30 protein-coding genes are annotated in these 25,453 nt (G+C 70.9%); 21 read left to right on the forward strand and 9 right to left on the reverse strand.

All coding sequences use genetic code 11. The features are described 5' to 3' along the window. The 4 genes from ACNFOC_RS26555 to ACNFOC_RS26570 all read right to left on the reverse strand — a co-directional run. The coding region (locus tag ACNFOC_RS26555) for a YbaK/EbsC family protein (protein WP_416961599.1) at positions 1-451 on the reverse strand (451 nt) is incomplete at its 3' end. 20 nt (positions 452-471) lie between these two features. After that, entirely contained in the window at positions 472-1,215 is a 744-nt protein-coding gene (locus tag ACNFOC_RS26560; protein ID WP_416961600.1) for an LON peptidase substrate-binding domain-containing protein, read from the reverse strand. Positions 1,216-1,226: 11 nt separating this feature from the next. After that, complete coding sequence (locus ACNFOC_RS26565) at positions 1,227-2,360, reverse strand: hypothetical protein (RefSeq protein WP_416961601.1); 1,134 nt, start codon at positions 2,358-2,360, stop codon at positions 1,227-1,229. A 139-nt stretch (positions 2,361-2,499) separates the two neighbouring features. Next, positions 2,500-4,077 carry an oxidoreductase gene (locus tag ACNFOC_RS26570; protein ID WP_416961602.1) on the reverse strand — a complete coding sequence of 526 codons (1,578 nt, stop codon included), beginning with the start codon at positions 4,075-4,077 and terminating at the stop codon, positions 2,500-2,502. Positions 4,078-4,248: 171 nt separating this feature from the next. Between ACNFOC_RS26570 and hisD the strand changes: the two genes are divergently transcribed. The 10 genes from hisD to ACNFOC_RS26620 all read left to right on the forward strand — a co-directional run bounded on the left by hisD (position 4,249) and on the right by ACNFOC_RS26620 (position 11,949). Next, the gene (gene hisD, locus ACNFOC_RS26575) at positions 4,249-5,574 is read left to right on the forward strand and encodes a histidinol dehydrogenase (protein WP_416961603.1); all 1,326 of its coding nucleotides are present in this window, start codon (positions 4,249-4,251) and stop codon (positions 5,572-5,574) included. Beyond that, the gene (locus ACNFOC_RS26580; RefSeq protein ID WP_416961604.1) at positions 5,550-6,677 is read left to right on the forward strand and encodes a histidinol-phosphate transaminase; all 1,128 of its coding nucleotides are present in this window, start codon (positions 5,550-5,552) and stop codon (positions 6,675-6,677) included. The genes hisD and ACNFOC_RS26580 overlap by 25 nt, the downstream gene beginning before the upstream one ends. Further along, a complete protein-coding gene (hisB, locus tag ACNFOC_RS26585) occupies positions 6,674-7,267 on the forward strand; it encodes an imidazoleglycerol-phosphate dehydratase HisB (protein ID WP_033284488.1) in 594 nt (197 codons plus the stop codon). The genes ACNFOC_RS26580 and hisB overlap by 4 nt, the downstream gene beginning before the upstream one ends. Next, positions 7,264-7,428, forward strand: coding sequence for a CG2302 family histidine operon protein (locus ACNFOC_RS26590; RefSeq protein ID WP_019062288.1), 165 nt, complete (start codon positions 7,264-7,266; stop codon positions 7,426-7,428). The genes hisB and ACNFOC_RS26590 overlap by 4 nt, the downstream gene beginning before the upstream one ends. Further along, the gene (hisH, locus tag ACNFOC_RS26595) at positions 7,419-8,078 is read left to right on the forward strand and encodes an imidazole glycerol phosphate synthase subunit HisH (RefSeq protein WP_019062287.1); all 660 of its coding nucleotides are present in this window, start codon (positions 7,419-7,421) and stop codon (positions 8,076-8,078) included. The genes ACNFOC_RS26590 and hisH overlap by 10 nt, the downstream gene beginning before the upstream one ends. Beyond that, complete coding sequence (priA, locus tag ACNFOC_RS26600) at positions 8,078-8,806, forward strand: bifunctional 1-(5-phosphoribosyl)-5-((5-phosphoribosylamino)methylideneamino)imidazole-4-carboxamide isomerase/phosphoribosylanthranilate isomerase PriA (protein WP_416961605.1); 729 nt, start codon at positions 8,078-8,080, stop codon at positions 8,804-8,806. The genes hisH and priA overlap by 1 nt, the downstream gene beginning before the upstream one ends. Then, positions 8,803-9,213 (forward strand): RidA family protein, encoded by a 411-nt coding sequence (locus ACNFOC_RS26605; RefSeq protein ID WP_416961606.1) that lies wholly within the window; start codon positions 8,803-8,805, stop codon positions 9,211-9,213. The genes priA and ACNFOC_RS26605 overlap by 4 nt, the downstream gene beginning before the upstream one ends. Beyond that, positions 9,210-9,965 (forward strand): imidazole glycerol phosphate synthase subunit HisF, encoded by a 756-nt coding sequence (gene hisF / locus ACNFOC_RS26610; RefSeq protein ID WP_318015751.1) that lies wholly within the window; start codon positions 9,210-9,212, stop codon positions 9,963-9,965. The genes ACNFOC_RS26605 and hisF overlap by 4 nt, the downstream gene beginning before the upstream one ends. A gap of 123 nt (positions 9,966-10,088) precedes the next feature. Further along, on the forward strand, positions 10,089-10,664 hold the full coding sequence (locus ACNFOC_RS26615) for an ArsR/SmtB family transcription factor (protein ID WP_393753092.1): 576 nt from the start codon (positions 10,089-10,091) through the stop codon (positions 10,662-10,664). Positions 10,665-10,686: 22 nt separating this feature from the next. Beyond that, the gene (locus ACNFOC_RS26620) at positions 10,687-11,949 is read left to right on the forward strand and encodes an MFS transporter (protein WP_416961607.1); all 1,263 of its coding nucleotides are present in this window, start codon (positions 10,687-10,689) and stop codon (positions 11,947-11,949) included. A 24-nt stretch (positions 11,950-11,973) separates the two neighbouring features. On the opposite strand, the gene ACNFOC_RS26625 is transcribed toward ACNFOC_RS26620, so the two are convergent. Beyond that, entirely contained in the window at positions 11,974-12,609 is a 636-nt protein-coding gene (locus ACNFOC_RS26625; protein ID WP_416961608.1) for a TIGR03085 family metal-binding protein, read from the reverse strand. 82 nt (positions 12,610-12,691) lie between these two features. Here ACNFOC_RS26625 and hisI point away from each other — a divergent pair, with 82 nt between their 5' ends. The 11 genes from hisI to lgt all read left to right on the forward strand — a co-directional run bounded on the left by hisI (position 12,692) and on the right by lgt (position 21,640). Continuing rightward, positions 12,692-13,087: a phosphoribosyl-AMP cyclohydrolase gene (gene hisI / locus ACNFOC_RS26630; RefSeq protein ID WP_416961609.1), complete on the forward strand. Its 396-nt coding sequence runs from the start codon at positions 12,692-12,694 to the stop codon at positions 13,085-13,087. Between the two features lie 11 nt (positions 13,088-13,098). Next, positions 13,099-14,586 carry an anthranilate synthase component I gene (locus tag ACNFOC_RS26635; protein WP_416961610.1) on the forward strand — a complete coding sequence of 496 codons (1,488 nt, stop codon included), beginning with the start codon at positions 13,099-13,101 and terminating at the stop codon, positions 14,584-14,586. Positions 14,587-14,638: 52 nt separating this feature from the next. Then, positions 14,639-15,283, forward strand: coding sequence for a TIGR02234 family membrane protein (locus tag ACNFOC_RS26640; protein ID WP_416961611.1), 645 nt, complete (start codon positions 14,639-14,641; stop codon positions 15,281-15,283). A gap of 230 nt (positions 15,284-15,513) precedes the next feature. After that, the gene (locus tag ACNFOC_RS26645) at positions 15,514-15,762 is read left to right on the forward strand and encodes an HGxxPAAW family protein (RefSeq protein ID WP_043258776.1); all 249 of its coding nucleotides are present in this window, start codon (positions 15,514-15,516) and stop codon (positions 15,760-15,762) included. A 106-nt stretch (positions 15,763-15,868) separates the two neighbouring features. Continuing rightward, on the forward strand, positions 15,869-16,324 hold the full coding sequence (locus tag ACNFOC_RS26650) for a DUF2752 domain-containing protein (protein WP_416961612.1): 456 nt from the start codon (positions 15,869-15,871) through the stop codon (positions 16,322-16,324). Positions 16,325-16,450: 126 nt separating this feature from the next. Beyond that, on the forward strand, positions 16,451-17,260 hold the full coding sequence (gene trpC / locus ACNFOC_RS26655; RefSeq protein WP_416961613.1) for an indole-3-glycerol phosphate synthase TrpC: 810 nt from the start codon (positions 16,451-16,453) through the stop codon (positions 17,258-17,260). A gap of 22 nt (positions 17,261-17,282) precedes the next feature. Beyond that, on the forward strand, positions 17,283-17,495 hold the full coding sequence (gene trpM / locus ACNFOC_RS26660; protein WP_416961614.1) for a tryptophan biosynthesis modulator TrpM: 213 nt from the start codon (positions 17,283-17,285) through the stop codon (positions 17,493-17,495). A gap of 59 nt (positions 17,496-17,554) precedes the next feature. Further along, positions 17,555-18,838 (forward strand): tryptophan synthase subunit beta, encoded by a 1,284-nt coding sequence (trpB, locus tag ACNFOC_RS26665; protein ID WP_416961615.1) that lies wholly within the window; start codon positions 17,555-17,557, stop codon positions 18,836-18,838. Next, entirely contained in the window at positions 18,835-19,650 is an 816-nt protein-coding gene (gene trpA / locus ACNFOC_RS26670; protein WP_416961616.1) for a tryptophan synthase subunit alpha, read from the forward strand. The genes trpB and trpA overlap by 4 nt, the downstream gene beginning before the upstream one ends. Positions 19,651-19,761: 111 nt before the next feature. After that, positions 19,762-20,538, forward strand: coding sequence for a DsbA family protein (locus tag ACNFOC_RS26675; RefSeq protein ID WP_416961617.1), 777 nt, complete (start codon positions 19,762-19,764; stop codon positions 20,536-20,538). A 103-nt stretch (positions 20,539-20,641) separates the two neighbouring features. After that, positions 20,642-21,640, forward strand: coding sequence for a prolipoprotein diacylglyceryl transferase (lgt, locus tag ACNFOC_RS26680; protein ID WP_416961618.1), 999 nt, complete (start codon positions 20,642-20,644; stop codon positions 21,638-21,640). A gap of 57 nt (positions 21,641-21,697) precedes the next feature. Here the strand turns inward: lgt and ACNFOC_RS26685 are convergent, their stop codons facing one another. The 4 genes from ACNFOC_RS26685 to ACNFOC_RS26700 all read right to left on the reverse strand — a co-directional run. Continuing rightward, on the reverse strand, positions 21,698-22,510 hold the full coding sequence (locus tag ACNFOC_RS26685; RefSeq protein WP_416961619.1) for an HpcH/HpaI aldolase/citrate lyase family protein: 813 nt from the start codon (positions 22,508-22,510) through the stop codon (positions 21,698-21,700). Beyond that, entirely contained in the window at positions 22,507-23,709 is a 1,203-nt protein-coding gene (locus ACNFOC_RS26690; protein ID WP_416961620.1) for a CaiB/BaiF CoA transferase family protein, read from the reverse strand. The genes ACNFOC_RS26685 and ACNFOC_RS26690 overlap by 4 nt, the downstream gene beginning before the upstream one ends. Then, a complete protein-coding gene (gene rbsK / locus ACNFOC_RS26695) occupies positions 23,706-24,602 on the reverse strand; it encodes a ribokinase (RefSeq protein WP_416961621.1) in 897 nt (298 codons plus the stop codon). Before rbsK ends, ACNFOC_RS26690 begins: the two co-directional genes overlap by 4 nt. Beyond that, positions 24,599-25,453 (reverse strand): ADP-ribosylglycohydrolase family protein (locus ACNFOC_RS26700; protein ID WP_416961622.1); only part of this gene is annotated, 855 nt, incomplete at its 5' end. The genes rbsK and ACNFOC_RS26700, both read right to left, overlap by 4 nt.

The raw sequence follows: 25,453 nt of genomic DNA on the forward strand, positions 1-25,453 counted from the left end.
ACACCAGCTGGTAGGACGCCGGGAAGAACATGCACTCGATGGAGCCCGCGAGATCCTCGACGGTGGCGATCGCCCAGGCGTTGCCCTGCTTGGTCATCTTGCGCTGGAGGCCGGAGATGATGCCGCCTCGGACGTAGCCCGTGGTGCGTTCGGCGACGGTCGGGTCGGCCATCGTGGCGCGTTTGCCGCCCACCGCCGATGCGAGTGCCTTCAGGTCCAGCTGGCCCGCCACCGGGACGACGGCGACCGTCAGCGTGCCGTCCACGTCCGCCAGCAAGGTCTTGAAGACCCGGTCCGGGGAGACGCCCATCGCCTCGGCCGCCTCCTCGCCGTAGGAGGGGTGGGCGGGGTCGTGGTCGTAGGCGTGGAGTTCGTACGGCACCCCCGCGGTCGTCAGGGCGACCGTCGCCGGGGTGCCGCCCGACTGTTGTTGTTTTGGCTTCTTCGGCATGGAGTTTCTGGCTTCCGGGGTCAGTTCAGGCTTGTCGGGCCTCGGGTCAGGTCCGATGCCGGGAGGGACGGCAGGTTGCGGATGATGGCCGTCTCGGAGCGGAGGAGCTTCAGTTCGTCGCGCAGGCGGGAGGCGGTGTCGGGGGTCTGGAGGAGGCGTTGTTTGGTCGCCGTGTCCAGCATCATCGCCGCGGCCACCAGGTAGGAGACCACCGCCGGTTCGTCCGGGAGTTCGGCCTCGCCCGTCGACAGGGTGCGTTCGCGGGCGCCCGCCAAGCGTTTTTGGTACTGGCGGAACGCGCGTAGCACGCCCTCCGCAAGAGCGCCTGCCTCATCGCCCTTCTCCTCGGGCAGCTCCTCCAGCTCGGCCGTCAGGAACGGGCCCGAGGCGTCCACGGAGAGCAGTCGCATGCGGGTCGTGCCCGTCGCCAGCACCTCGAAGGTGCCGTCGGCGCGCTCGCGGATCGTGGCCGCGTCGGCGACGCAGCCCACGGAGTGGAAGGCCTTGAGCGGGTCGGGGCCGAAGCCGGCCGTGGGGCCGCGTTCGGGCACGGCCGTCTGGTCGGGCATGCCCGGGGCGGTCGATGCCACCTCGTGGCCGTCGCGGATGGCCACGACGGCGAATCGGCGCGATTCCTCCTCAGGGGTCTTGAGCAGTTCGCGCATCATGGCGCGATAGCGCTCCTCGAAAATGTTCAGAGGAAGCACGAGCCCCGGGAACAGAACCGAGTTCAGGGGGAAGAGCGGCAGCCGGACGGTGGTCACGGCGCAAAAGCCTAATGGTCGCCGGAGCGGGCACGACCGTCGTGCTCACTCCGTGGATACCCGGGTGCGTCCTCGAAGCCCCTCGGCTGCGTCGGGATCGCGAGCAGAGCGGGGGGAATCGGGCCGCCCAGGGGCAGGTCCGAGGCCACCGCTATGCGTACGCCGTCCCGGACTTCGAGGAACTGGCCCAGCGGGTCGTCCGAGATCCGGTCCCAGGGGAACGACGTGGCGTACGGGCCGATCAGCCGGAGCTGGTCCAGCGCGTCCGTCCAGCGTTCCAGCCGGATGAGGACGTACGTGAGGAGGTTGCGGACCTCGGCGGGCCACGGGTCGGCCGCCGCGTACGTGGCCGAGAGGGCGATCGCCAGGTCGGCCGCCGCGTCCAGGCGGGCGCGCGGCACCGTGGGAGCGCAGCCGTCGGTCAGGCAGGTGAAGGCCGCGCGCACCGGCAACGCCTGGACGAGCGAGCCCGGCAGGGCGTCCTGCGCGGCCGGCTCGGCGAAGTCGAAGCACTCGCGGTGGGAGCAGCGGGCGGTGCGGGGCGTGTTCCCCCACTGCGCGCGGCAGGCCACCGACAGGTACTGGAGGGCGGCCACATGACAGCCGTAGTGGTGCGGGGAGCGGCGGACCGCCTCGCCCCACAGCCGTTCGAACTCGGCGTGCCCGGCGTTCGTGCCCCGCGCCCGGTCGAGGGCGACGCGCCACGGCACCGGGTCGCGCGGGTCGGCCTCGGCCGCCGCCGCGATCAGCGGGCTCAGCTCGCGGAGCAGTTCGGCGCGGGCCGGCGACTCCCAGCAGCGGTCCACCGCCAGCTGGGCCGTGAGCAGGAGGGCGTCCGGGTTCTGCGGGGCGGCCGCGCACCAGTCCTCCAGCCACTCCGGGCGGCGGCGGGCGAACGCGGCGAGCCGGCGCGTGTGGCGGTCCCGGTCCTCCCACTCGGCGGCCGCGCGGGTGGCGGCCATCAGTTCGGAGGCCGGGCCGTACTCGCCGCGCCCGGCCGCGACCAGCACGGGGCCCAGCCGGTCGTCGGGCGCGTCGAGGAGAACCTCGTCGTCGGCCGGGAGTCCGGCGGCGAGCCGCGAGGTGTTCCTTGCCATCCGGGCGGTGCGGATGAACGCGCGCAGCAGAGCCATGGTGTCGACCATTGAAAGTCCGCCGATCCGGAGTGCGCCAGACCGATTGAGCACCCGGCTGAAAGTTGTACGCACTTCGGTCAAGCCCAGGCAAAAGGTGACTGTTGCTCAACTGTTCGAGTGCTGTGCACAGGAGCCCGCGGGAGGGGCTCTAGCCGCGTCTGAGCAGCCGTGTGGCGCCCGCCGCCACCGTCGTGGCCAGGATCCACCCCAGCAGGATCAGCGCCACCGACAGCCACTGCCAGCCGCCGTGCAGCTGCCACTGGCCCGCCTGCCCGAGGTCGATCACCGGCAGCAGCAGATCCAGCGCGAACAGGGCGGGGCTCCACGGCGGATGCCCGCTCGCGCTCACCGGCGCGTGGTCGGCGTGCGCGAAGGCCAGTGAGCTGGCCGCCCACAGCACCGCCATCCATACGGCGGCCCGGCCCGGCCGGTACCCGTAGGCGACCGTCCAGTCCTGCACGAACCCCCACACCTTGGCCGCGACCGGCAGGCTCTCCCGGCGCCGGCGCTGCTTGGCGAGCAGCACCTCGCGCGCGTCCTCGTCCTCACCGGCGTTGCGCAGCACGGTCGCGAGCCGCTCGTACGGCTCCGGGGCGTACTCGGCGGTCGCCGCGGCCACCCAGTCCAGGCGGGCGTCCAGCGGGAACGGGCCCTGCGGTACGAGGTTCTCGTACACGAAGCCGCCCATGTGGAGGTTGCCAGGCCCCGGCCAACTGCCCGCCCCGTCGATCAGGTTGACGACCCGCGCCCCCGACAGCACGACCTTCCCGCGCTGCGGCTTCTCGCCGAGGAAGCGCAACTCCGGTGCCTGGATGCGCAGCAGCGACAGCTCCTGGTCGTCCGTGAACGTGAACCGGGCCCGTTCCAGGTCCACCGCGTCCCCGAACCGCCCGTCGTCCAGCCGCACCCCGCCCTGGGACGAGAAACGCTGGATGCGCGTCCCGCGCGCGGGAGTTGTACCGCTCAGCCAGGGGCCGCCGACACCGGCCGGAGTGAGGTACAGGGTGCGGCCGACGGTCAACTGGGGCGCGTTCAGGGCGAGTCGGCTGTACGGGTTGGCCAGCCGGGCCCCGCGCAGGCTCAGCGAGACGCCCACCTTGGCGCTGCGCAGGCTCAACTCACCGTGTGATTCGAGGAGTTCGGCCTGGAGATCCTGGCCCACCGTCATGCCGTCGGCGGCGATCGAACGCCCGGTGCGGTCCCGGTAGACGATCGCCTGGTTGAGCAGCAGATCGGTGCCGATGTGCGCGTCGGTCAGCCGTACGCCGTTGTGGAAGCGGCAGCGCGGCAGATGCAGGTCACCCTCCGTGTGCACCCGGGCCGCCTCCAGCCGCGGCACCGAGCAGTTCACCAGCCGTACGGTCTGGAAGCGGGCCTCCGGCAGCAGCACCTCCCGCTCGAAACGGCAGCCCTTCAGCTCGACGTACGGCGTGACGGTGCCGCCCGCCAGGTCCAGGACGCCGCTGATCTGCACACCGGTGAGTTTCAGGGAGGCCACCCGGCCCGACAGCGCGGGCGGTCCGTCGAGGAGCAGCCAGCACACGAACCGGGCCCGCACGGTCCGCGCGGGGCCCCACGGATGTCCGCCGTGCGGATCGTCGACGACGGTGTCGCCGCTGCTCAGGTCATACACACTGCCGTTGCGGAAGGCCTGCCACATACCGGCCTCGGCGGCGGTCGCATCGTCCGGCACATCCCCCGCGCGGATGCCGGCACCCTCGGTCACTGCTCTTTCATCCCTCTCAACTACTCACGGGTTTCGCACAGCAGTTCATGCCCGCTGAGTAACCCCCGGAACACTAGACGTGAAGGGGATCTTCCGGGTTCCGGCCACGTTCTGTATCAGCCATTGATATGCGTGAGCGGCGCCCGATCTCAGTCTGAGAGAATTGGCCCCGTGATCTCCCGAATCGATCTGCGCGGTGACGCCCTCCCCGAAGGGCCCGCCCTGCGCGACCTGCTGCCCCGAGCCGACTTCGACGTCTCGGCCGCCCTGGAGAAGGTGCGGCCGATCTGCGAGGCCGTGCATCATCGGGGCGACGCGGCGCTGATCGACTTCGCCGAGAAGTTCGACGGGGTGCGGCTGGAGCAGGTGCGGGTCCCCGCGCAGGCACTCAGCGACGCGCTGGAGCAGCTCGACCCGGAGGTGCGCGCGGCCCTGGAGGAGTCCATCCGGCGCGCCCGGCTCGTCCACCGCGAGCAGCGCCGTACGACGCACACCACCCAGGTCGTGCCCGGCGGCACGGTCACCGAGAAGTGGGTCCCGGTCGACCGGGTGGGGCTGTACGCCCCGGGCGGGCGGTCCGTCTACCCGTCCTCCGTGATCATGAACGTGGTGCCCGCACAGGAAGCGGGCGTCGAGTCCGTCGCGCTCGCCTCCCCGCCGCAGGCCGAGTTCGGCGGGCTTCCGCACCCGACAATCCTCGCCGCGTGCGCGCTGCTCGGCGTCGACGAGGTCTACGCCGTCGGTGGCGCCCAGGCCGTCGCGATGTTCGCCCACGGCACCGAGTCCTGCGCCCCGGCCAACATGGTCACCGGGCCCGGCAACATCTGGGTCGCCGCCGCCAAGCGCTACTTCACCGGCAAGATCGGCATCGACACCGAGGCCGGTCCCACCGAGATCGCCGTCCTCGCCGACGACAGCGCCGACCCGGTGTACGTCGCCGCCGACCTGATCAGCCAGGCCGAGCACGACCCGCTCGCCGCCGCCGTCCTGGTCACGGACTCCGTGACGCTCGCGGACGCGGTCGAGAAGGAACTGGAACCGCAGGTCGCGGCCACCAAGCACATCGAGGACCGGATCGCCCCGGCGCTGGCCGGCAGGCAGTCCGCGATCGTCCTCGTCGACGGCATCGACGAGGGCCTGCGGGTCGTCGACGCGTACGGCGCCGAGCACCTGGAGATCCAGACGGCGGATGCCGCCGCGGTCGCCGACCGGGTGCGGAACGCGGGCGCGATCTTCGTCGGACCGTGGGCGCCCGTGTCGCTGGGTGACTACGCGGCCGGCTCCAACCACGTGCTGCCGACCGGCGGTTGCGCCTGCCACTCCTCCGGGCTCTCCGTGCAGTCCTTCCTGCGCGGCATCCACATCGTCGACTACACGAAGGACGCGCTGGCGGACGTAGCGCATCACGTGGTGACGCTGGCGGAGGCGGAGGATCTGCCCGCGCACGGCGCGGCGGTCAAGGCGAGGTTCGGATGGAAGGTTCCAGAGAGCAAGTGACCGGCATCGACGATCTTCCCGTACGGGACGAGCTGCGCGGCAAGTCCCCTTATGGCGCGCCCCAGTTGGACGTCCCCGTACGGCTGAACACCAACGAGAACCCCTATCCGCTGCCCGAGGCGCTGGTCGAGCGGATCGCCGAGCGGGTCCGTGAGGCCGCCCGTGATCTCAACCGCTACCCGGACCGGGACGCGGTCGAGTTGCGCACCGGGCTGGCCGACTACCTCACGAAGACCGGGAGTTACCGGGTCGGCGTCGAGAACGTGTGGGCGGCCAACGGCTCCAACGAGGTCATCCAGCAACTGCTCCAGACCTTCGGGGGGCCCGGCCGTACGGCGATCGGCTTCGAGCCGTCGTACTCGATGCACGCGCTCATCGCGCGCGGCACGGGGACGGGTTGGATCTCCGGTCCGCGCAACGAGGACTTCACGATCGATCTCGCCGCCGCCGAGCGCTGGATCGCCGAGAACAAGCCTGACGTCGTGTTCGTCACGACCCCCAACAACCCCACGGGCAACGCCGTTCCGCCCGGGACGGTCCTCGCGCTGTACGAAGCGGCCCAGGCCGCCAAGCCGTCGATGGTGATCGTCGACGAGGCGTACATCGAGTTCAGCCACGGCGACTCGCTGCTGCCGCTGCTCGAAGGTCGGCCGAATCTCGTCGTCTCGCGGACGATGTCGAAGGCGTTCGGCGCGGCGGGCCTGCGCCTCGGCTATCTCGCCGCGCACCCGGCGGTCGTCGACGCCGTCCAACTCGTACGGCTGCCTTACCACTTGTCGGCCGTCACGCAGGCGACCGCGCTGGCCGCCCTGGAGCACACCGACACACTGCTGGGGTATGTCGAGCAGCTGAAGTCCGAACGGGACCGGCTGGTGGGCGAGTTGAAGGCCATCGGCTGTGAAGTCGTCGAGTCCGACGCGAACTTCGTGCAGTTCGGGCGGTTCGCGGACTCGCACACCGCCTGGCAGAAGATCCTCGACCAGGGCGTCCTGGTCCGGGACAACGGCATTCCGGGGTGGCTGCGGGTCTCCGCCGGAACCCCCGAAGAGAACGACGCGTTCCTCGACGCGGTCCGTGAGTTGATGAAGGAGCAGAGCGCATGAACCGCGTAGGACGTGTGGAGCGGGTGACCAAGGAGACCTCGGTCGTCGTCGAGATCGATCTCGACGGCGCCGGCAAGGTCGACGTGTCGACAGGAGTCGGCTTCTACGACCACATGCTCGACCAGCTCGGCCGGCACGGTCTGTTCGACCTCACCGTGAAGACCGAGGGCGATCTGCACATCGACTCGCACCACACCATCGAGGACACCGCCCTCGCGCTCGGCGCCGCCTTCAAGCAGGCGCTCGGCGACAAGGTGGGGATCTACCGGTTCGGCAACTGCACGGTTCCCCTGGACGAGTCCCTGGCCCAGGTGACCGTGGACCTCTCCGGCCGCCCGTACCTCGTGCACACCGAGCCCGAGAACATGGCGCCGATGATCGGCGAGTACGACACGACGATGACCCGGCACATCCTGGAGTCCTTCGTCGCACAGGCCCAGATCGCGCTTCATGTGCACGTGCCCTATGGGCGCAACGCACACCACATCGTGGAGTGCCAGTTCAAGGCCCTCGCCCGCGCCCTGCGGTACGCCTCCGAGCGCGACCCGCGCGCGGCCGGCATCCTCCCCTCCACGAAGGGCGCGCTGTGACCGGCCTCTCCAGCCTCCTGATCGTCGTCGGGCTCTTCCTCCTCGGCGGGGTCTACTCCTTCGTCAAGCAGAAGATGCCGGCGAGCCTCATCGTGCTGGTCTCCATCGGCGCGGCGATGTGTCTGGTCGCGGGGGTCATGCGGTTGGCGGTGTGGAGTTGAGCGCGGCGAAGAACGCGTCCAAGAAGGTCGTCGTCTTCGACTACGGCTTCGGGAACGTCCGGTCCGCCGAGCGTGCCCTCGCGCGCACGGGTGCCGAGGTCGAGATAACGCGTGACTACGACAAGGCCATGAACGCGGACGGGCTGCTGGTGCCCGGTGTCGGCGCCTTCGCCGCCTGCATGCAGGGCCTCAAGGAGGCGCGCGGCGACTGGATCGTCGGGCGTCGGCTGGCCGGCGGGCGCCCGGTGATGGGCATCTGCGTCGGCATGCAGATCCTGTTCGCGCGCGGCATCGAGCACGGCGTGGAGACCGAGGGCCTGGACGAGTGGCCCGGTTCGGTCGAGCCCTTGCAGGCCGAGATCGTGCCGCACATGGGCTGGAACACCGTGGACACCCCGGCGGGCTCCCAGCTCTTCGCGGGTCTCGACGCCGACGCGCGCTTCTACTTCGTGCACTCCTATGCCGTCCACGACTGGTCCCTCGAAGTCGTGAACCCGGCGATGCGCGCCCCCCTGGTCACCTGGTCGACGCACGGCAAGCCCTTCGTGGCCGCCGTGGAGAACGGTGCCCTGTGGGCCACGCAGTTCCACCCCGAGAAGTCCGGCGACGCCGGAGCGCAGCTGCTGAACAACTGGATCGGAACCCTCTGATGCCTTCGAAGCTCGAACTCCTCCCCGCCGTGGACGTCCGTGACGGCCAGGCCGTCCGCCTCGTGCACGGCGAGTCCGGTTCGGAGACCTCCTACGGCTCGCCCCTGGAGGCGGCCCTCGCCTGGCAGCGCTCCGGCGCCGAGTGGCTGCACCTCGTCGACCTGGACGCCGCGTTCGGCACCGGCGACAACCGCAAGCTCATCGCCGAGGTCGCCGGAGCCATGGACATCAAGGTCGAGCTGTCCGGCGGCATCCGCGACGACGACACCCTCGCCGCCGCCCTCGCCACCGGCTGCACCCGGGTGAACCTCGGCACCGCCGCGCTGGAGACCCCGGAGTGGGTCGCCAAGGTCATCGCCGAGCACGGCGACAAGATCGCGGTCGGCCTCGACGTACGCGGCACGACCCTGCGCGGACGCGGCTGGACCCGTGACGGCGGCGACCTCTACGAGACGCTGGACCGCCTCAACTCCGAGGGCTGCGCCCGGTACGTGGTCACCGACATCGCCAAGGACGGCACCCTCCAGGGCCCCAACCTGGAGCTGCTGCGCAACGTGTGCGCGGCGACCGACCGCCCGGTCGTGGCCTCCGGCGGGGTGTCCTCGCTCGACGACCTCCGCGCCATCTCCGAGCTGGTCCCGCTCGGCGTCGAGGGCTCCATCGTCGGAAAGGCCCTGTACGCGAAGGCGTTCACCCTGGAAGAGGCCTTGGAGGCGGTGGCCCGGTGACCGAGCTACGACGAGTGTCGACCGGCGCGCCCTGGGAGGACGCCTTCGGCTACTCCCGCGCGGTGGAGCTGCCGAACGGCCTGGTGCTGGTCTCCGGGTGCACGTCGATAGTGGACGGCGAGATCGCCGGGGGCGGTCCCTACGAGCAGACGGTCAACGCGTTCAACGTCGCGTTCTCGGCGCTGGACCAGCTTGGTCTCGGCCCCGCCGATGTGGTGCGCACCCGTATGTACATCACCCACGCCCGGGATGTGGAGGACGTGGGCCGCGCACACAAGGAACTCTTCGACGCGATCCGGCCCGCCGCAACGATGATCATCGTCTCCGGCTTCGTCGACCCGAGCCTGGTCGTCGAGGTCGAGGTGGAGGCGTACCGCTCCGGCTCCGAGGGCGGAGGCTCCGCATGACGCTCGCCGTACGAGTGATCCCCTGCCTGGACGTGGACAACGGCCGGGTCGTCAAGGGCGTCAACTTCCAGAACCTGCGCGACGCGGGCGACCCCGTCGAGATGGCCAAGGTCTACGACGCCGAGGGCGCCGACGAGTTGACCTTCCTGGACATCACCGCGTCCTCCGGCAACCGCGAGACGACGTACGACGTGGTCCGCCGCACCGCCGAGCAGGTCTTCATCCCGCTCACGGTCGGCGGCGGCGTCCGCACGGCCGAGGACGTGGACAAGCTGCTGCGGGCGGGCGCGGACAAGGTCGGCGTCAACACGGCGGCGATCACGCGCCCCGAGCTGATCCGGGAGATCGCGGAGCGGTTCGGGCGGCAGGTGCTGGTGCTGTCGGTGGACGCGCGGCGGACTGACAGCGGGTCCTTCGAGGTGACTACTCACGGCGGTCGCAAGGGCACCGGCATCGACGCCGTCGAATGGGCGCACCGGGCGGCCGAGTTGGGGGCGGGGGAGATCCTGCTCAACTCGATGGACGCGGACGGTACGAAGGACGGCTACGACCTGGAGATGATCGCGGCGGTGCGCAAGCACGTGACCGTGCCGGTCATCGCCTCCGGCGGCGCGGGCAAGCTCGCGGACTTTCCGCCGGCGGTGGCGGCGGGCGCGGACGCGGTGCTCGCGGCTTCGGTCTTCCACTTCGGGGATCTGCGGATCGGCGAGGTGAAGCAGGCGTTGCGGGAGGCGGGTCACCCCGTGAGGTGATCCCCTGAGACGTGTTGTAAGCCCCGGCTGCCTGGTGGTCGGGGCTTACTTGTGGGCAGATGCGAAAGGAAAGTTGCGCAAAGAATATTGCGCAACTTTCCTTTCGCATCTACGGTGGCGTACATGACAGCCAAAGGGAGTCGTCCCATCACGGACGTGGGCACGCTCAAGGCCCTCGCTCACCCGCTCCGAATGCAGCTGTACCGAGGTCTGTGCGTGGCGGAGAAGGCAACGGCCTCCCAACTCGCCGAGCAGGTCGACGAGGCTGTCTCGTTGGTCAGTTACCACCTGCGCAAGCTCGCGGAGCACGGGCTGATCGAAGAGGCCGCACCGCAGAGCGCGGACGGGCGGGAGCGGTGGTGGCAGCCCTCCTCGGAGGGCGTGAGCATCCGGGACAAGGACTTCCGGGACGCGCCGGAGAAGGCGGCCGCACACCTCGCGGCGACCCGCCTCTTCCACGAGCAGCGCACCGACATGTACCGCCGCTACCTCGACGAGCGCCTCACCTGGGGCCCCGAATGGAACGCCGCGGCACCCGACAGCGAGTCCCTCTTCCGGCTGAACCCGGCCGAACTCAACGAACTCCGCGAGGAGTTGGTCGCCCTGGTGCGGAAGTACGACGAGAAAAGCCGGTCCGGCGACGCCGAAGGGCGCGAGAACGTCGCCATCCACGTGTACGGCTTCCCGTTCCGTGTCTGAGCCCAGGAGAGGACGAACTCCCGTGACCGCCACACTCATAGCCCCCGGCACAGCCCCCGGCACAGCCTCCGGCAGACCCGCCCACCGTGACCCCAACGTCCTGCGCTGGCTCGGCGCGTACACGGCGTCCATGGTCGGCGACAACGTGTACTACATCGCCTTGTCCTGGGCCGCCGTACAGGCCGGTTCGCCCACGCAGGCGGGGATCGTGATGGCGACCAGCGCCGTGCCGCGTGCCCTGTTGATGCTGGGCGGGGGAGTGATCGCCGACCGGTTCGGGCCGCGCAGGGTGGTCATCGGGAGTGACACGGTGCGCTGCGCGGCGGTGCTGGCGGTGGCCGCGCTGCTGTTCCTGACGAGCCCGGGACTGTGGCCGCTGGCACTGCTCGCCGTGGTGTTCGGGATGGTCGACGCGGTGTTCATGCCGGCGGTGGGCGCACTCCCCGCGCGCGTGACGAGCCGGGACCAACTCGCGCGCGTGCAGGGCATGCGGGGGCTCGCGATCCGCTTCGCCAACGTCGTCGGCGGTCCGCTCGGCGGCCTCGGTGTCGCGGTCGGCGGTGCGGCGGCGGCGTTCGGACTCGCCGGTCTGCTGATCGCGGTGTCGGTGCCGTTGCTGATCTCCGTACGGATGCGGGAACTGCCCGTCGACGACAAGGCCGACGCCCGCCCGACGACCCCGCTCGGCGACCTGCGGGACGGCCTGCGCTACATCCGGGGCCACCGTGTCCTCGCCCCGCTGATGCTGGCCATCGCGCTGGGCGACCTCGGCTTCGTCGGCCCGCTCAACGTGGGCCTGACCCTGCTCGCGCACGACCGGGGCTGGGGCGCCTCCGGCATGGGCTGGGTGCTCTCCGGCTTCGGGATCGGCGCGGGAGCGGCGGCCCTGCTGCTGACCGTGCGGGGCCGGCTGCCGCACGCCGGGCAGGTCGCCGGATACGCGATCCTCGCCGGTTCCGTGGCGATCGGCGCCCTGGCCTTCGTCCCCGGTGTCCTAGCGGCGGTCGGCGTCGCCCTGCTCATCGGACTGCTCGCCGGACTCAGCGGCGCGATGTGCGGAGCCCTGCTCCAGACCCACTCCGACCCCGCCTACCTCGGCCGCGTCACCGCCGTCTCCAGCCTGGTCAGCCTCGGCTTCGCCCCGCTCAGCATGCCGCTGTCGGCCGCCGCGATCGGCGCGTGGGGCACCGGCCCGGTGTTCGTGGTCAGCGCGGTGGTCTGCGGACTGGGCGGGGTCATCGCCCTGTGCGTCCGAGACCTGCGGCGCGCCGAACTCCCTGGCTGACCCGGCCTGCTCACAACTGCCGACTCAGATCCCCAACTGCTTGGCCTCCTGGAGCTTGGCGATCGCGTTCTCGTCGCCGTCCAGCTCCACCTTGGCCACGCTCTGCCGCCCGTGCGCGAACAGCAGCAGCTCCGAGGGCTCGCCGGTCACCGTCACGACCGGCGCCCCCTTGTGGGCGACCGCCGTCTGACCGTCCGGGCGGCGCAGCACCAGCCCGGTCGGCGCGCTGCGGCCCACCAGCCGGGCCATGCGCTCAAGGCGCGACCACAGGGCGTCCTGGAACACCGGGTCCAGCTCGCGAGGCGTCCAGTCCTCCTGCGCACGCCGTACGTCCTCCGTGTGGACGTAGAACTCGACCGTGTTGGACGCCTCGTCGAGCTGCTTGAGCTGGAACGGCGAGAAGCGCGGCGGGCCGGTACGGATCAGCTGGATCAGCTCCTCGTACGGCTTCGCCGCGAACTCCGTCATCACCCGCTCCAGCCGCGGCGCGAGTTGCTTGATCATGATGCCGCCGGCGGCATCGGCGCGGCGTTCGCGCACCACCACGTGCGCGGCGAGGTCACGGGTCCGCCACCCCTCGCAGAGAGTCGGGGCGTCCGGGCCCGCGGTCTCCAGGAGATCGGCGAGAAGAAGTCGTTCACGCTTGGCGAAGGTCGACATACCGTCAGCCTACGACCGCGCGGAGGGTCCGCACAGTGGACGCCCGGCCGGGACTGTCAGTGGGGCGCGGCACAATGGCCCCATGACCAGCACGCCCTCACGCAGCAGCCTCGATCCCGATATCGCCGCCCGCCTCAAGCGCAGCGCCGACGGGCTCGTCCCCGCGATCGCCCAGCAGTACGACACCGGTGAGGTGCTCATGCTCGGCTGGATGGACGACGAGGCGCTGCATCGGACGTTGACGACGGGCCGCTGCACGTACTGGTCGCGCAGCCGCCAGGAGTACTGGGTGAAGGGCGACACCTCCGGCCACTTCCAGCACGTCAGGTCCGTCGCCCTGGACTGCGACGCGGACACGGTCCTCGTGAAGGTCGACCAGGTCGGCGCCGCCTGCCACACAGGCACCCGCACCTGCTTCGACGCCGACGTGCTCCTCAAGGACGGCGCTGATTCCGGCACCGCCGCCTCGGATCAGTAGGGTCAGCCGCCATGGACCTCGAGACGTTCCGCAAGCTGGCCACCGACCGTCGCGTCATTCCGGTCACCCGCAAGCTCCTCGCCGACGGCGACACCCCGGTCGCGCTCTACCGCAAACTGGCCGCGGAGCGCCCCGGCACCTTCCTCCTGGAGTCCGCGGAGAACGGCCGCACAGCTTTTCAATGGTCTCGCTATTCGTTCGTCGGCGTCCGCAGCGCCGCCACCCTCACCGCGCGCGACGGCCAGGCCCACTGGCTCGGCACCCCGCCCGTCGGCGTCCCGGTCGACGGTGACCCCCTCGCCGCCCTCCGCGCCACCATCGAGACCCTGCACACCCCCCACCAGGAGGGCCTGCCGCCCTTCACCGGCGGCATGGTCGGCTATCTCGGCTACGACATCGTCCGCCGCCTGGAGAAGATCGGCCCCGGCGAGCGCGACGACCTCAAGCTCCCCGAGCTGACCATGCTCCTCACCAGCGACCTCGCCGTGATGGACCACTGGGAGGGCTCGGTCCTGCTGATCGCCAACGCGATCAACCACAACGACCTCGACACTGGTGTCGACGAGGCGTACGCGGACGCGATCGCCCGCCTCGACGCCATGGAGGCGGACCTCTCCCGCGCGGTGGCCCAGCCGCCCGCCCAGCTCCCGCCCTCCGAGCTTCCGGAGTACACCGCGCTGTGGGGCGGCCCCGACTTCAAGGAGGCCGTCGAGGACATCAAGGAGCGCATCCGCGCGGGCGAGGCCTTCCAGGTCGTCCCCTCGCAGCGCTTCGAAACGCCGTGCACGGCAAGCGCGTTGGACGTCTACCGAGTCCTTCGGGCGACCAACCCCTCCCCGTACATGTACCTGTTCCGCTTCGACGGCTTCGACGTCGTGGGCTCGTCTCCCGAAGCCCTGGTCAAGGTCGAGGACGGCCGCGCGATGGTCCACCCCATCGCCGGCACCCGGCACCGCGGGGCGACCCCGCAGGAGGACCAGGCCCTCGCCGACGAGCTCCTCGCCGACCCCAAGGAGCGCGCCGAACACCTCATGCTGGTCGACCTCGGCCGTAACGATTTGGGCAGGGTCTGCGAGCCCGGCTCGGTCGAGGTCGTCGACTTCATGTCCGTCGAGCGGTACTCGCACGTGATGCACATCGTCTCGACGGTCACCGGCCGCGTGGCACCCGGCCGTACCGCCTTCGACGTCCTCACGGCCTGCTTCCCCGCCGGCACCCTCTCCGGCGCGCCCAAGCCCCGCGCCATGCAGATCATCGACGAACTCGAGCCGTCCAGAAGGGGGTTGTACGGCGGCTGCGTCGGCTACCTCGACTTCGCGGGCGACTCCGACACCGCCATCGCCATCCGTACGGCACTCCTCCGCGACGGCACGGCCTACGTCCAGGCGGGCGCCGGCATCGTCGCCGACTCGGACCCCGAGATGGAGGACCAGGAGTGCCGCAACAAGGCGGCGGCGGTCCTCCGCGCGGTGCACACGGCGAACCGGCTCGGGCAATAGGACGAGGGTCATATGAACCCCGGGTGACGGTTCGCCCGGGGTTGGAGCGATAGTGGACCTCGTGACTGCTGCTGTTCCTCACCCCCGTTCCGAAGGCGAAGGCCCCGCCGCGCGCGCCAGCCGCCGTAGCCTCGCCGTGGCCCTGCTGAGCGGTGCGCTCGGCGCGGCCGTGGCGCTGCTGGCCACCCGTCAGCGCTGGTCGATGGGGACCGCGACGGTGGCCGGCGACGCGTTCCCGCTGTCCGCCAAGGGCAGCGACGTCACGGGTGTGCCCGCGGCGCTCGCCATAGTGGGCCTCGCCGCGCTCGTCGCCGTCTTCGCCGTCCGCAGGGCGGGCCGCTTCGCGGTCTCCGCCCTCCTCGCGCTCTCCGGCGCGGGCATCGTCGCCGCCGCCCTGCTCGGCGCTACCGACAGCTCCGCCCTCGACGACAAGGCCGCGCAGGCCTCCGGCGACACTTCGTCCGTCGTCCACGCCTTCGACCACACCGCCTGGCCCTACGTCGCTGCGGTCGGCGGCGGCCTGATCCTGCTGGCCGGCCTCCTCGCCCTGCTCTACGGCCGCCGCTGGCCCGCGATGTCGGGCCGCTACGAGCGCAACGGCGCGCCTCGCCCCCGGCGGACTCCTGTGGTGGACCCTGACCGTCCCGAGGACATCTGGAAGGCCCTGGACCGCGGAGAGGACCCCACGGGGGCGTAGCGCTCCGCTGGAGGAGCGAGGAAGCGTCCGTCGTCGGTTGGCCGCGGCCTCGTCGTGGCTGGTCGCGCCCACGCGGCGGAGCCGCAAATGGACACAGCCCCGCGCCCCTTCGGGGCGCTCCTGAACCGGAGCGGACACGGGACCACCCCGAAGCACTGCACACGCACGCGTGCGGAACAATGAAGCGTGAGCGTCTGCTCACACACGTACACAGCAACGAGGAGCACGTCATGGCGGGCAACAGCCACGGTCACACTTTGGCCGCCTGGACCGGTACCACCATCATCTTCATCGGTTTCTTGGTCGGCGGCGCCTTCATGGTCATGGCACAGCCGATCGGCTTCTGGGCCGGTATGGCGATCGCGGTCATCGGCGGCATCGTCGGCTGGGTCATGAGCGCGATGGGAATGGGCATGCCCAAGGACCGTCCCAAGGACCTGACCGAGCTGCTCGCCAAGCCGGCGCACGCCGACAGCTGAGCCGTAGGCAGTAGCTGTCAGCCACCACTTCGTGGAGGGGCGGTCCCGGGAGCACCGGGAACCGCCCCTCACGCGCGCGTGCGGCACGAAAGGGCGAAGGGGCACAATGCGAGACGTGAACGCCGACAGCCAGAGCGTGCCGAAGACGCGCGTCCCCGGTTCCGCCTCCGTACTGAACCGCGTCGCCGTGCCCGCGGGCGTCCTCGCGGCCGTCGCCGGAGCCTTCGCCTACGTCGGCACGGTCGACCCGAACCAGCCAGGCCACTACCCCGTGTGCCCCCTGTACCGCCTCACGGGCCTGTACTGCCCCGGCTGCGGCGGTCTGCGCAGCGCGCACGAGTTCATCCACGGGGACTTCCTGGCGGCGCTCCAGGACAACGCGATCGCCGTAGTGGGCTATCTGGCCTTCACGGTCGTATGGACCGTCTGGGTGGTCCGTGCGGCGCGCGGCCGGTCCGCGCGGATCGAACTCGGCAGGGTCCAGCTGTGGAGTCTGGGCGCGTTGGTGCTGGTCTTCACGGTTGTCCGGAACCTGCCGTTCGGTGGCTGGCTACATCCTTGATCAACCGACACATGTCCAGGTAGTGGGACCGGCGTCAACCGGATGCGAGGGCTACGCCTTCCTCCGGATACCATCGAGGTCAGATGTGACCATGGCTTTTCCACCGTCCGGAAGGGGGCCGCTCGCGTGAGTGTGCTCGACGAGATCATCGACGGAGTCCGTGCCGACCTGGCGGAACGGCAGGCGCGCGTCAGCCTCGACGAGCTCAAGGAGCGCGCGGCGAAGGCTCCCGCCGCCAAGGACGGGGTCGCCGCACTGCGCGGTGACGGCGTCAAGGTCATCTGCGAGGTCAAGCGCTCCAGCCCCTCCAAGGGCGCGCTGGCCGCGATCGCCGACCCGGCGGGCCTCGCCGCGGACTACGAGGCGGGCGGCGCCGCCGTCATCTCCGTCCTCACCGAACAGCGCCGCTTCGGCGGCTCCCTGGCCGACCTGGAGGCCGTCCGCGCCCGCGTGGACATCCCGGTCCTCCGCAAGGACTTCATCGTCACGTCGTACCAGCTCTGGGAGGCCCGGGCCTACGGCGCCGACCTCGCGCTGCTGATCGTCGCGGCCCTGGACCAGTCGGCCCTGGAGTCCCTCGTCGAGCGCGCCGAGTCGATCGGTCTCACGCCGATCGTCGAGGTCCACGACGAGGACGAGGTCGACCGCGCGGTCGACGCCGGCGCCAAGATCATCGGCGTCAACGCCCGCAACCTCAAGACCCTTGAGGTCGACCGCGGCACTTTCGAGCGCGTCGCCCCCGAGATCCCGGCCCACATCGTCAAGATCGCCGAGTCCGGCGTCCGCGGCCCCCACGACCTCATCGCCTACGCCAACGCGGGCGCCGACGCGGTCCTGGTGGGCGAGTCCCTGGTCACCGGCCGCGACCCCAAGTCCGCGGTGTCGGACCTGGTGGCGGCGGGGGAGCACCCCGCACTGCGACACGGCCGCGGCTGATCACCCGCTAGGCTTGGTTCCGATGACGATCACCCTGACGCCCATGGACCGGTACGCCCGCCTCGCGCGCGGCTGTCGCCCCCGTGGCTGCCGCGCGCCCGCGAGGCGGGTTCACGGTCGGCGAGTGCGTTACGTCATCGGAGACGAGCCTGGACAGGTAAACGGCATGCGATGGCGCCCCTTCAGGGGCGCGGGGAACTGCGCGACCAGCCACGACGGTCCCGCAGCCATCTGAACAACCCCCGCCCCCACGGCGATTAGTGCATTTCCACAAACTCACCGTGAGGTTTCCGCATGCCCAGCGAGTTCTTCATCCCCGACCCCGACGGTCAAATCCCCAGCGCCGAGGGCTACTTCGGCGCGTTCGGCGGCAAGTTCATCCCGGAGGCCCTCGTAGCCGCCGTGGACGAGGTGGCCGTCGAGTACGACAAGGCCAAGCACGACCCCGAGTTCGCCCGCGAGTTGGACGACCTCCTCCTCAACTACACCGGCAGGCCAAGCGCGTTCACAGAGGTACCCCGTTTCGCCGCGGAAGCGGGTGGCGCGAGGATCTTCCTCAAGCGCGAGGACCTGAACCACACCGGCTCCCACAAGATCAACAACGTCCTCGGCCAGGCCCTGCTCACCAAGCGCATGGGCAAGACCAGGGTCATCGCGGAGACCGGCGCCGGCCAGCACGGTGTCGCGACCGCCACCGCCTGCGCGCTCTTCGGCCTCGAATGCACCATCTACATGGGCGAGATCGACACCCAGCGCCAGGCCCTGAACGTGGCCCGGATGCGCATGCTCGGCGCCGAGGTCATCGCCGTGAAGTCCGGCAGCCGCACCCTCAAGGACGCGATCAACGAGGCGTTCCGCGACTGGGTGGCCAACGTCGACCGCACGCACTACCTCTTCGGTACGGTCGCCGGCCCGCACCCCTTCCCGGCCATGGTCCGCGACTTCCACCGCGTGATCGGCGTCGAGGCCCGCCGCCAGATCCTGGAGCGTGCCGGACGCCTCCCCGACGCGGCGATCGCGTGCGTCGGCGGCGGTTCGAACGCCATCGGCCTGTTCCACGCCTTCATCCCGGACGCGGACGTACGCCTCATCGGCTGCGAACCGGCCGGGCACGGCGTCGAGACGGGCGAGCACGCGGCGACGCTGACCGCGGGCGAGCCCGGCATCCTGCACGGTTCGCGGTCCTACGTCCTCCAGGACGAGGAGGGCCAGATCACCGAGCCGTACTCGATCTCGGCGGGTCTGGACTACCCGGGCATCGGCCCCGAGCACTCCTACCTCAAGGACAGCGGCCGCGGCGAGTACCGCGCGATCACCGACGACGCGGCGATGCAGGCCCTGCGCCTGCTGTCGCGCACGGAGGGCATCATCCCGGCGATTGAGAGCGCCCACGCGCTCGCTGGTGCGCTGGAGGTCGGCAGGGAGCTGGGCAAGGACGGGCTGATCGTCGTCAACCTGTCCGGGCGCGGCGACAAGGACATGGACACGGCCGCGCGGTACTTCGGCCTGTACGACACGGACGCCGAGGTCGCGGCCAACGCGGCCGACACCGCCGAGATCGAGGGGGACGCCAAGTGAGCGGGAACATCCAGCTGTTGAGCGACACCCTCGCCGCCGCGAAGGGCGAGGGGCGCGCCGCGCTCATCGCCTACCTCCCGGCCGGGTTCCCGACCGTGGACGGCGGCATCGAGGCGATCAAGGCCGCGTTCGACGGCGGCGCCGACATCGTCGAGGTGGGCCTGCCGCACAGCGACCCCGTCCTCGACGGCCCCGTCATCCAGACCGCCGACGACATCGCCCTGCGCGGCGGCGTCAAGATCGCGGACGTCATGCGCACGGTCCGCGAGACCCACGCGGCGACCGGCAAGCCGGTGCTCGTCATGACGTACTGGAACCCGATCGACCGCTACGGCGTCGAGCGCTTCACCGCCGAGCTGGCCGAGGCGGGCGGCGCGGGCTGCATCCTGCCCGACCTGCCCGTGCAGGAGGCGGGGCTGTGGAGGGAGCACGCCGAGAAGCACGAGCTCGCCACGGTCTTCGTGGTCGCGCCCAGCAGCAAGGACGCCCGCCTCGCCGAGATCACCAAGGTCGGCACCGGCTTCGTCTACGCCGCTTCCCTGATGGGCGTCACCGGCACCCGCGCGTCGGTGGGCGCGCAGGCGCAGGACCTCGTCGAGCGCACCCGGGCCACCACCGACACACCCGTGTGCGTCGGGCTCGGTGTCTCGAACGCCCAGCAGGCCGCCGAGGTGGCCCGCTTCGCGGACGGCGTGATCGTCGGCTCGGCCTTCGTCAAGGGGATGCTGGACGCGCCGGACGACGCGGCCGGCGTCGAGGCGGTCCGCACGCTCGCCGGCGAACTGGCCAAGGGCGTGCGCGGACAGGCGTAACAGAACGCCGGGCGTCACGGACCACCGGCATAACAGAACAACTGGTCCCTCGTATGGGTGGACCTGGGACCGGGGAGGCGCGCTGCGCCTCCCCGGTTCGTTCTGCGGGGTGTGAGCGAGAAGAACCGTGACGGAAAGCGCACCGCCCGCGAGCGGCTGGCGGCAGAGCGTGAGAAGCAGAAGTCCGCGGAGAGGCGGCGGCGCACACTGATCGTGGCGGCGAGCGTCGTCTGCGTGCTGGGTCTGGCGTCGGTGATCGGCGTCCTCGCCGCGAACTCCGGCAAGGACAGCGGCAGCAGCAAGGCGGGCCCGGTCGTCGCGCCCTCCGGGGCGACCGGCAAGGACAGCCTGGCCATCCAGGTCGGCAAGGACAGCGCCAAGCCGGTGCTCACGGTGTGGGAGGACTTCCGCTGCCCGGCCTGCCAGGCCTTCGAGACGGCGTACCGCTCGACCCTCCACGAGCTGACGGACTCCGGGCAGCTCAAGGTGCAGTACCACCTGGTCACGATCATCGACGGCAACCTCGGCGGCAGCGGCTCCAAGCGTGCGGCCAACGCGGCGGCCTGCGCCCAGGACGCCGGAAAGTTCCGCGACTTCCACGACGTGCTGTACGAGAACCAGCCCAAGGAGACGGACGACGCCTTCGCCGACAACGCCAAGTTGATCGAGCTGGCGGGCAAGGTCAGCGGCCTCGACACGCCCGCTTTCCAGAAGTGCGTCAACAACGGTACGCACGACAGCTGGGTCACGAAGTCCGCCGCCGCGTTCCAGGCCGGCGGATTCACCGGCACCCCGACCGTCCTCTTCGACGGCAAGAACATCTACGCCGACCAGACGATGACCCCGGCGAAGCTGAAGCAGCTGGTCCAGGCGGCGAACAAGGGGTGACGAGGGGTAAGTGAGCGGGCCGGTTTTCATACCGGCCCGTTATGGAGCCGTAGCCGGGCCGCTTGCCGTGGTCGTGGTCCGGCACGGTAGCGTCGACCTTGCCATGGAACTTGCCTACATTCCCAGCCCGTCGCGCGGGGTCTACCACCTCGGCCCCATTCCGCTGCGCGGCTACGCGTTCTGCATCATCATCGGCGTCTTCGTCGCCGTCTGGCTCGGCAACAAACGCTGGGTCGCCCGCGGCGGCAAGGTCGGGACGGTGGCCGACATCGCTGTCTGGGCCGTGCCGTTCGGCCTCGTCGGCGGTCGCCTGTACCACGTGATCACGGACTACGAGCTGTACTTCAGCGAGGGCCGCGACTGGGTGGACGCCTTCAAGGTGTGGCAGGGCGGCCTCGGCATCTGGGGCGCGATCGCCCTCGGCGCGGTGGGCGCCTGGATCGGCTGCCGCCGCCGTGGCATCCCACTGCCCGCCTGGGCCGACGCCCTCGCCCCCGGCATCGCCTTCGCCCAGGCCATCGGCCGCTGGGGCAACTGGTTCAACCAGGAGCTGTACGGCCGCGAGACGCACCTCCCCTGGGCGCTGCACATCACGTCCTCGACGGACGGCCGCGTCCCCGGCTACTACCACCCGACCTTCCTGTACGAGTCGCTGTGGTGCATCGGCGTCGGCTTCCTCGTCATCTGGGCCGACCGCCGCTTCAAGCTGGGCCACGGCCGGGCGTTCGCGCTGTACGTCGCCGCCTACTGCGTGGGCCGCGGCTGGATCGAGTACATGCGCGTCGACGACGCCCACCACATCCTCGGCCTGCGGTTGAACGACTGGACCGCGATGATCGTGTTCCTGCTCGCGGTGCTCTACTTCGTGATCTCGGCGAAGAAGCGCCCGGGCCGCGAAGAGGTCGTCGAACCGGACACGGAGGCCAACGCGGACGCGGATGCGGATGCCTCCGGCGGTGAGACCGACGGTGACAGTGAGCCGGCGGACAAGGAAGAGCCGGAGTCCGACGCCCCGGAGGCGAAGGAAGACGCCGACGGCACGGAAGAAGCAGAAGAAGTAGACCTCAAGAAAGACGAGGCCGAGTCGGCCAAGAAGGGCTGACGGCCGGTTCTACGACGATGAGGGCGCCCTGTGTTTCACGGGGCGCCCTCATCGTGTTCAGGTGCGGCGCGCCAACGCGAGCGTTCGCTGCGCCGCCGTCACCACCGCCGCGTCGATGAACCGGCCGTCGGGCAGAGCCTGGGCGCCCTCCTCCCGCATGGCCGCCTTGACGATCGTCTCGGCCTGTTCGATCTCCTCGTTCGTCGGGAGGAACGCGCTCTCGATGACCGGGAGTTGGCGGGGGTGGATCGCCGCACGGCCGAGGAAACCCAGGGCGCGGCCGTGCGCGCAGGAGGCCGCCAGGCCCTCCAGGTCGCGGATGTCCGGGTGGACGGATTGGGGCGGCGGAGCCAGACCCGCGGCCCGGGCGGCGACGATCACCCGGGAGCGGGACCAGTCCAGGCCGGCGTCGTCGCGTACGCCCAGGTCGGCCCGTAGATCCGCCTCGCCGAGCGCGATGCCGTGCACGGAGGAGTGCGCGGCGGCGATCGAGAAGGCCCGCTCGATGCCGAGGGCCGTCTCCAGGAGGGCGTACAGGGGGAGGTCGCGGGCCTCTTCCGCTACGGCTACGACGTCCTCGGCGGACGTGACCTTCGGGAGCCGTAGGCCGGACACGCCCGGGAGGGGTGCGAGGGTGCGGAGGTCGTCGGCCGCCCAGGGGGTGTCCAGGGCGTTCACGCGGACGTGGACGTCGAGTTGGGGCTCCGAGAGGAGTTCCGCCGTGGCCGCGCGGGCGTAGTCCTTGCGGTCCGGGGCTACCGCGTCCTCCAGGTCCACGACGACCACGTCGGCGCCGGCGGCGAGGGCCTTGGCGACGATCGGGGGGCGGTCGCCGGGGACGTAGAGCCAGGTCAGGGGGTGCGGGGTCACAGGGCGCCCTCCTGTCGGAGCGTGGTCAACTCGGTGTCGGTCAGGCCGAGTTCGGTCAGGACCGGGTCCGTGTCGGCGCCGTGGGGGCGACCGGTCCAGCGGATCGCGCCGGGGGTGGCGGAGAGGCGGAAGAGGACGTTCTGCATACGGAGGGGGCCGAGTTCGGGGTCGTCGACGGTGGTGATCGTGTCGAGGGCCTGGTACTGCGGGTCCGTCATGACGTCCCGTACGTCCTGGATGGGGGCGACCGCCGCCTCCGCCTTCTCGAAGGCGGCGAGGACCTCCGTGCGGGTGCGTTGCGCGATCCAGTCGCCGACCGCCGTGTCCAGGACGTCGGCGTGCCGGGCCCGGTCCGCGCCCGTCGCGAACCACGGTTCGTCGATCAGTTCCGGGCGGCCGACGAGGCGCATCACGCGCTCGGCGATCGACTGGGCCGAGGTGGAGACGGCGACCCAACTGCCGTCCGCCGTGCGGTAGGTGTTGCGCGGGGCGTTGTTCTGGGAGCGGTTGCCGGTGCGCGGCTGGACGTGGCCGAGCTGGTCGTACCAGAGGGGCTGGGGGCCCAGCGCGGTGAGGATCGGTTCGATGATCGCCATGTCGACCACCTGGCCCTCGCCGGTGCGGTCGCGGGCGGCGAGGGCCGTCATCACGGCGTACGCCGTCGCCAGGCCCGCGATCGAGTCGGCGAGGCCGAACGGCGGGAGCGTCGGGGGCGCGTCCGGTTCGCCGGTGATCGCGGCGAAGCCGCTCATCGCTTCGGCGAGCGTGCCGAAGCCGGGGCGGTGGGCGTAGGGCCCGAACTGGCCGAAGGCGGTGACCCGGGCGAGCACCAACTTCGGGTTGGCGGCGGAGAGTTCGGCCCAGCCGAGGTCCCATTTCTCCAGGGTGCCGGGTCGGAAGTTCTCGATGATCACGTCGGCGGTGGCGGCGAGGCGGAGGAGGGTGGTGCGCCCGCCCGGCTTCGACAGGTCGAGGGTGATCGTGCGCTTGTTGCGGCCGAGGAGTTTCCACCAGAGGCCGATGCCGTCCTTCGACGGGCCGTGGCCCCGGGAGGGATCGGGCTTGGTCGGGTGCTCGACCTTGATGACCTCGGCGCCGAAGTCGCCGAGCATGGTGGCGGCTAGGGGACCGGCGAAGAGCGTCGCGAGGTCGAGAACGCGCAGGCCGGACAGGGGAGTTGTGGTCGTCGTCCCGGTCATGACGCGTACTGCTTGTCGATCTCCGCGCGGTACGGCATCGACGCCGTCGCCCCGGGCCGCTGCACGGAGAGTGCTGCGGCCGCTGCCGCCCAGGACAGCGCTTCCCGTGCCGGGCGGCCCTCGGCGAGCGCCACCGCCAGCGCGCCGACGAAGGTGTCGCCCGCGCCGGTCGAGTCCACGGCGGTCACTTGGGGCGCGGGGACGGTGAATGGCTCGGCGCCCCGGGCCGCGTACAGGCTGCCCGCCGCGCCCAGGGTGACGATCACCTCGGGTACCTGGTCGAGCAGGGCTGCCGCTGCCTCACGTGGGTCGGTGTGGCCGGTGAGGGCGGTGGCCTCGTGCTCGTTGGGGACCAACAGGTCGACGGCGGCGAGGAGTTCGGGGGGTAGTGGCTGGGCGGGCGCGGGCGTGAGGATCGTACGGACGCCGTGGCGGCGGGCCGCTTCCGCGCCCGCGATCACCGCGGCGAGCGGGATTTCGAGTTGGAGGAGCAGGGCGTCGGCCGTGGCGATCGTGGCCTCGTCGCCGGGGGCGAGGTGGTCGACGGTGCCGTTCGCGGCGGGGATGACGACGATCGCGTTGCCGCCCTCGTCGTCCACGACGATGTGCGCGGTGCCGGACGGGCCCTCGACGGTGCGCAGATGGTCGGTGTCGACGCCGGAGTGTTCGAAGGTGGAACGGAGTTGGGCGCCGTAGGCGTCGTTGCCGACCGCGCCGACGATCGTGACGTTCGTCGCGCCCGCGTGGGCCGCGGCGATCGCCTGGTTGGCGCCCTTGCCGCCGGGGATCGTGCGGAACTCCCGTCCCGTCACGGTCTCTCCGCGCTGCGGGGCCTTCGCGACGTAGGCGACGAGGTCCATGTTCGTGCTGCCGAGCACGGCGATGTGGGTCATGGGCGGGCGGTCTCCTGATGGGTGAGCCGGGCGAGGGTGTCGAAGCCGATGCCGTTGAAGTCGCCTACGGAGGTGGCGAGTCGGTTCTTGAGAGGGGTCGTCCAGCGGTCGGGGAGTGGGGTGTCCGAGAGGAGGGCGGTGATGCTGCCGACCGTCGCTCCGTTCGAGTCGGTGTCCCAACCCCCGGACACCGCGCGGCAGATGGAGCCGGTGAAGTCGCCGTCCGCGTGGGTGAGGGCGGCGGCGATCAGGGCGGTGTTGGGGATCGCGTGGACCCAGTGGTGGGTGGGGGAGTAGGTGGCGTGGAGTTTGTCCACGACGGTGTCGAAGTCCCGGTGTTTTCGGGCCAGTTGGAGGGCGTGGTGAATCGCTTTGGTGAGGCGGGAGTTGGGCGGGATGACCGTGAGTCCTGTGCGCAGGCAGGTGTGGATGTCGTGAGTGCCGGTGGTCGCGGTCGCGATGGTGGCCGCCGTGAACATCGCCGCGTAGACGCCGTTCGCGGTGTGGGTCAACGTGGCGTCGCGGTGGGCCTGTTCGGCTGCCGCGGCGGGGTTTCCGGGGTTGGTCCAGCCGTGCAAGTCGGCGCGGATCAGGGCGCCGATCCACTCGCGGAACGGGTTGCGGTGACGGGCCGTTCGCGGGGGTTCCAGGCCGGTGAGGAGGTTGCGGTAGGCGATGCGTTCGGCGGTGAAGGTGCGGCCTGCGGGGAGTTCGTCGAGCCAGAGCTTCGCCACGTCCGCGGTGGTGAAGTCCCTGCCGTGGCGTTGCAGCAACAGGAGGTTCAACAGGGGGTAGTTGAGGTCGTCGTCCTCGGGCATGCCGTCGATGTTCTCGGCGAGGGAGGTGGGGGC

It is taken from the genome of Streptomyces colwelliae, from assembly GCF_048158785.1.
Classification (GTDB): domain Bacteria; phylum Actinomycetota; class Actinomycetes; order Streptomycetales; family Streptomycetaceae; genus Streptomyces.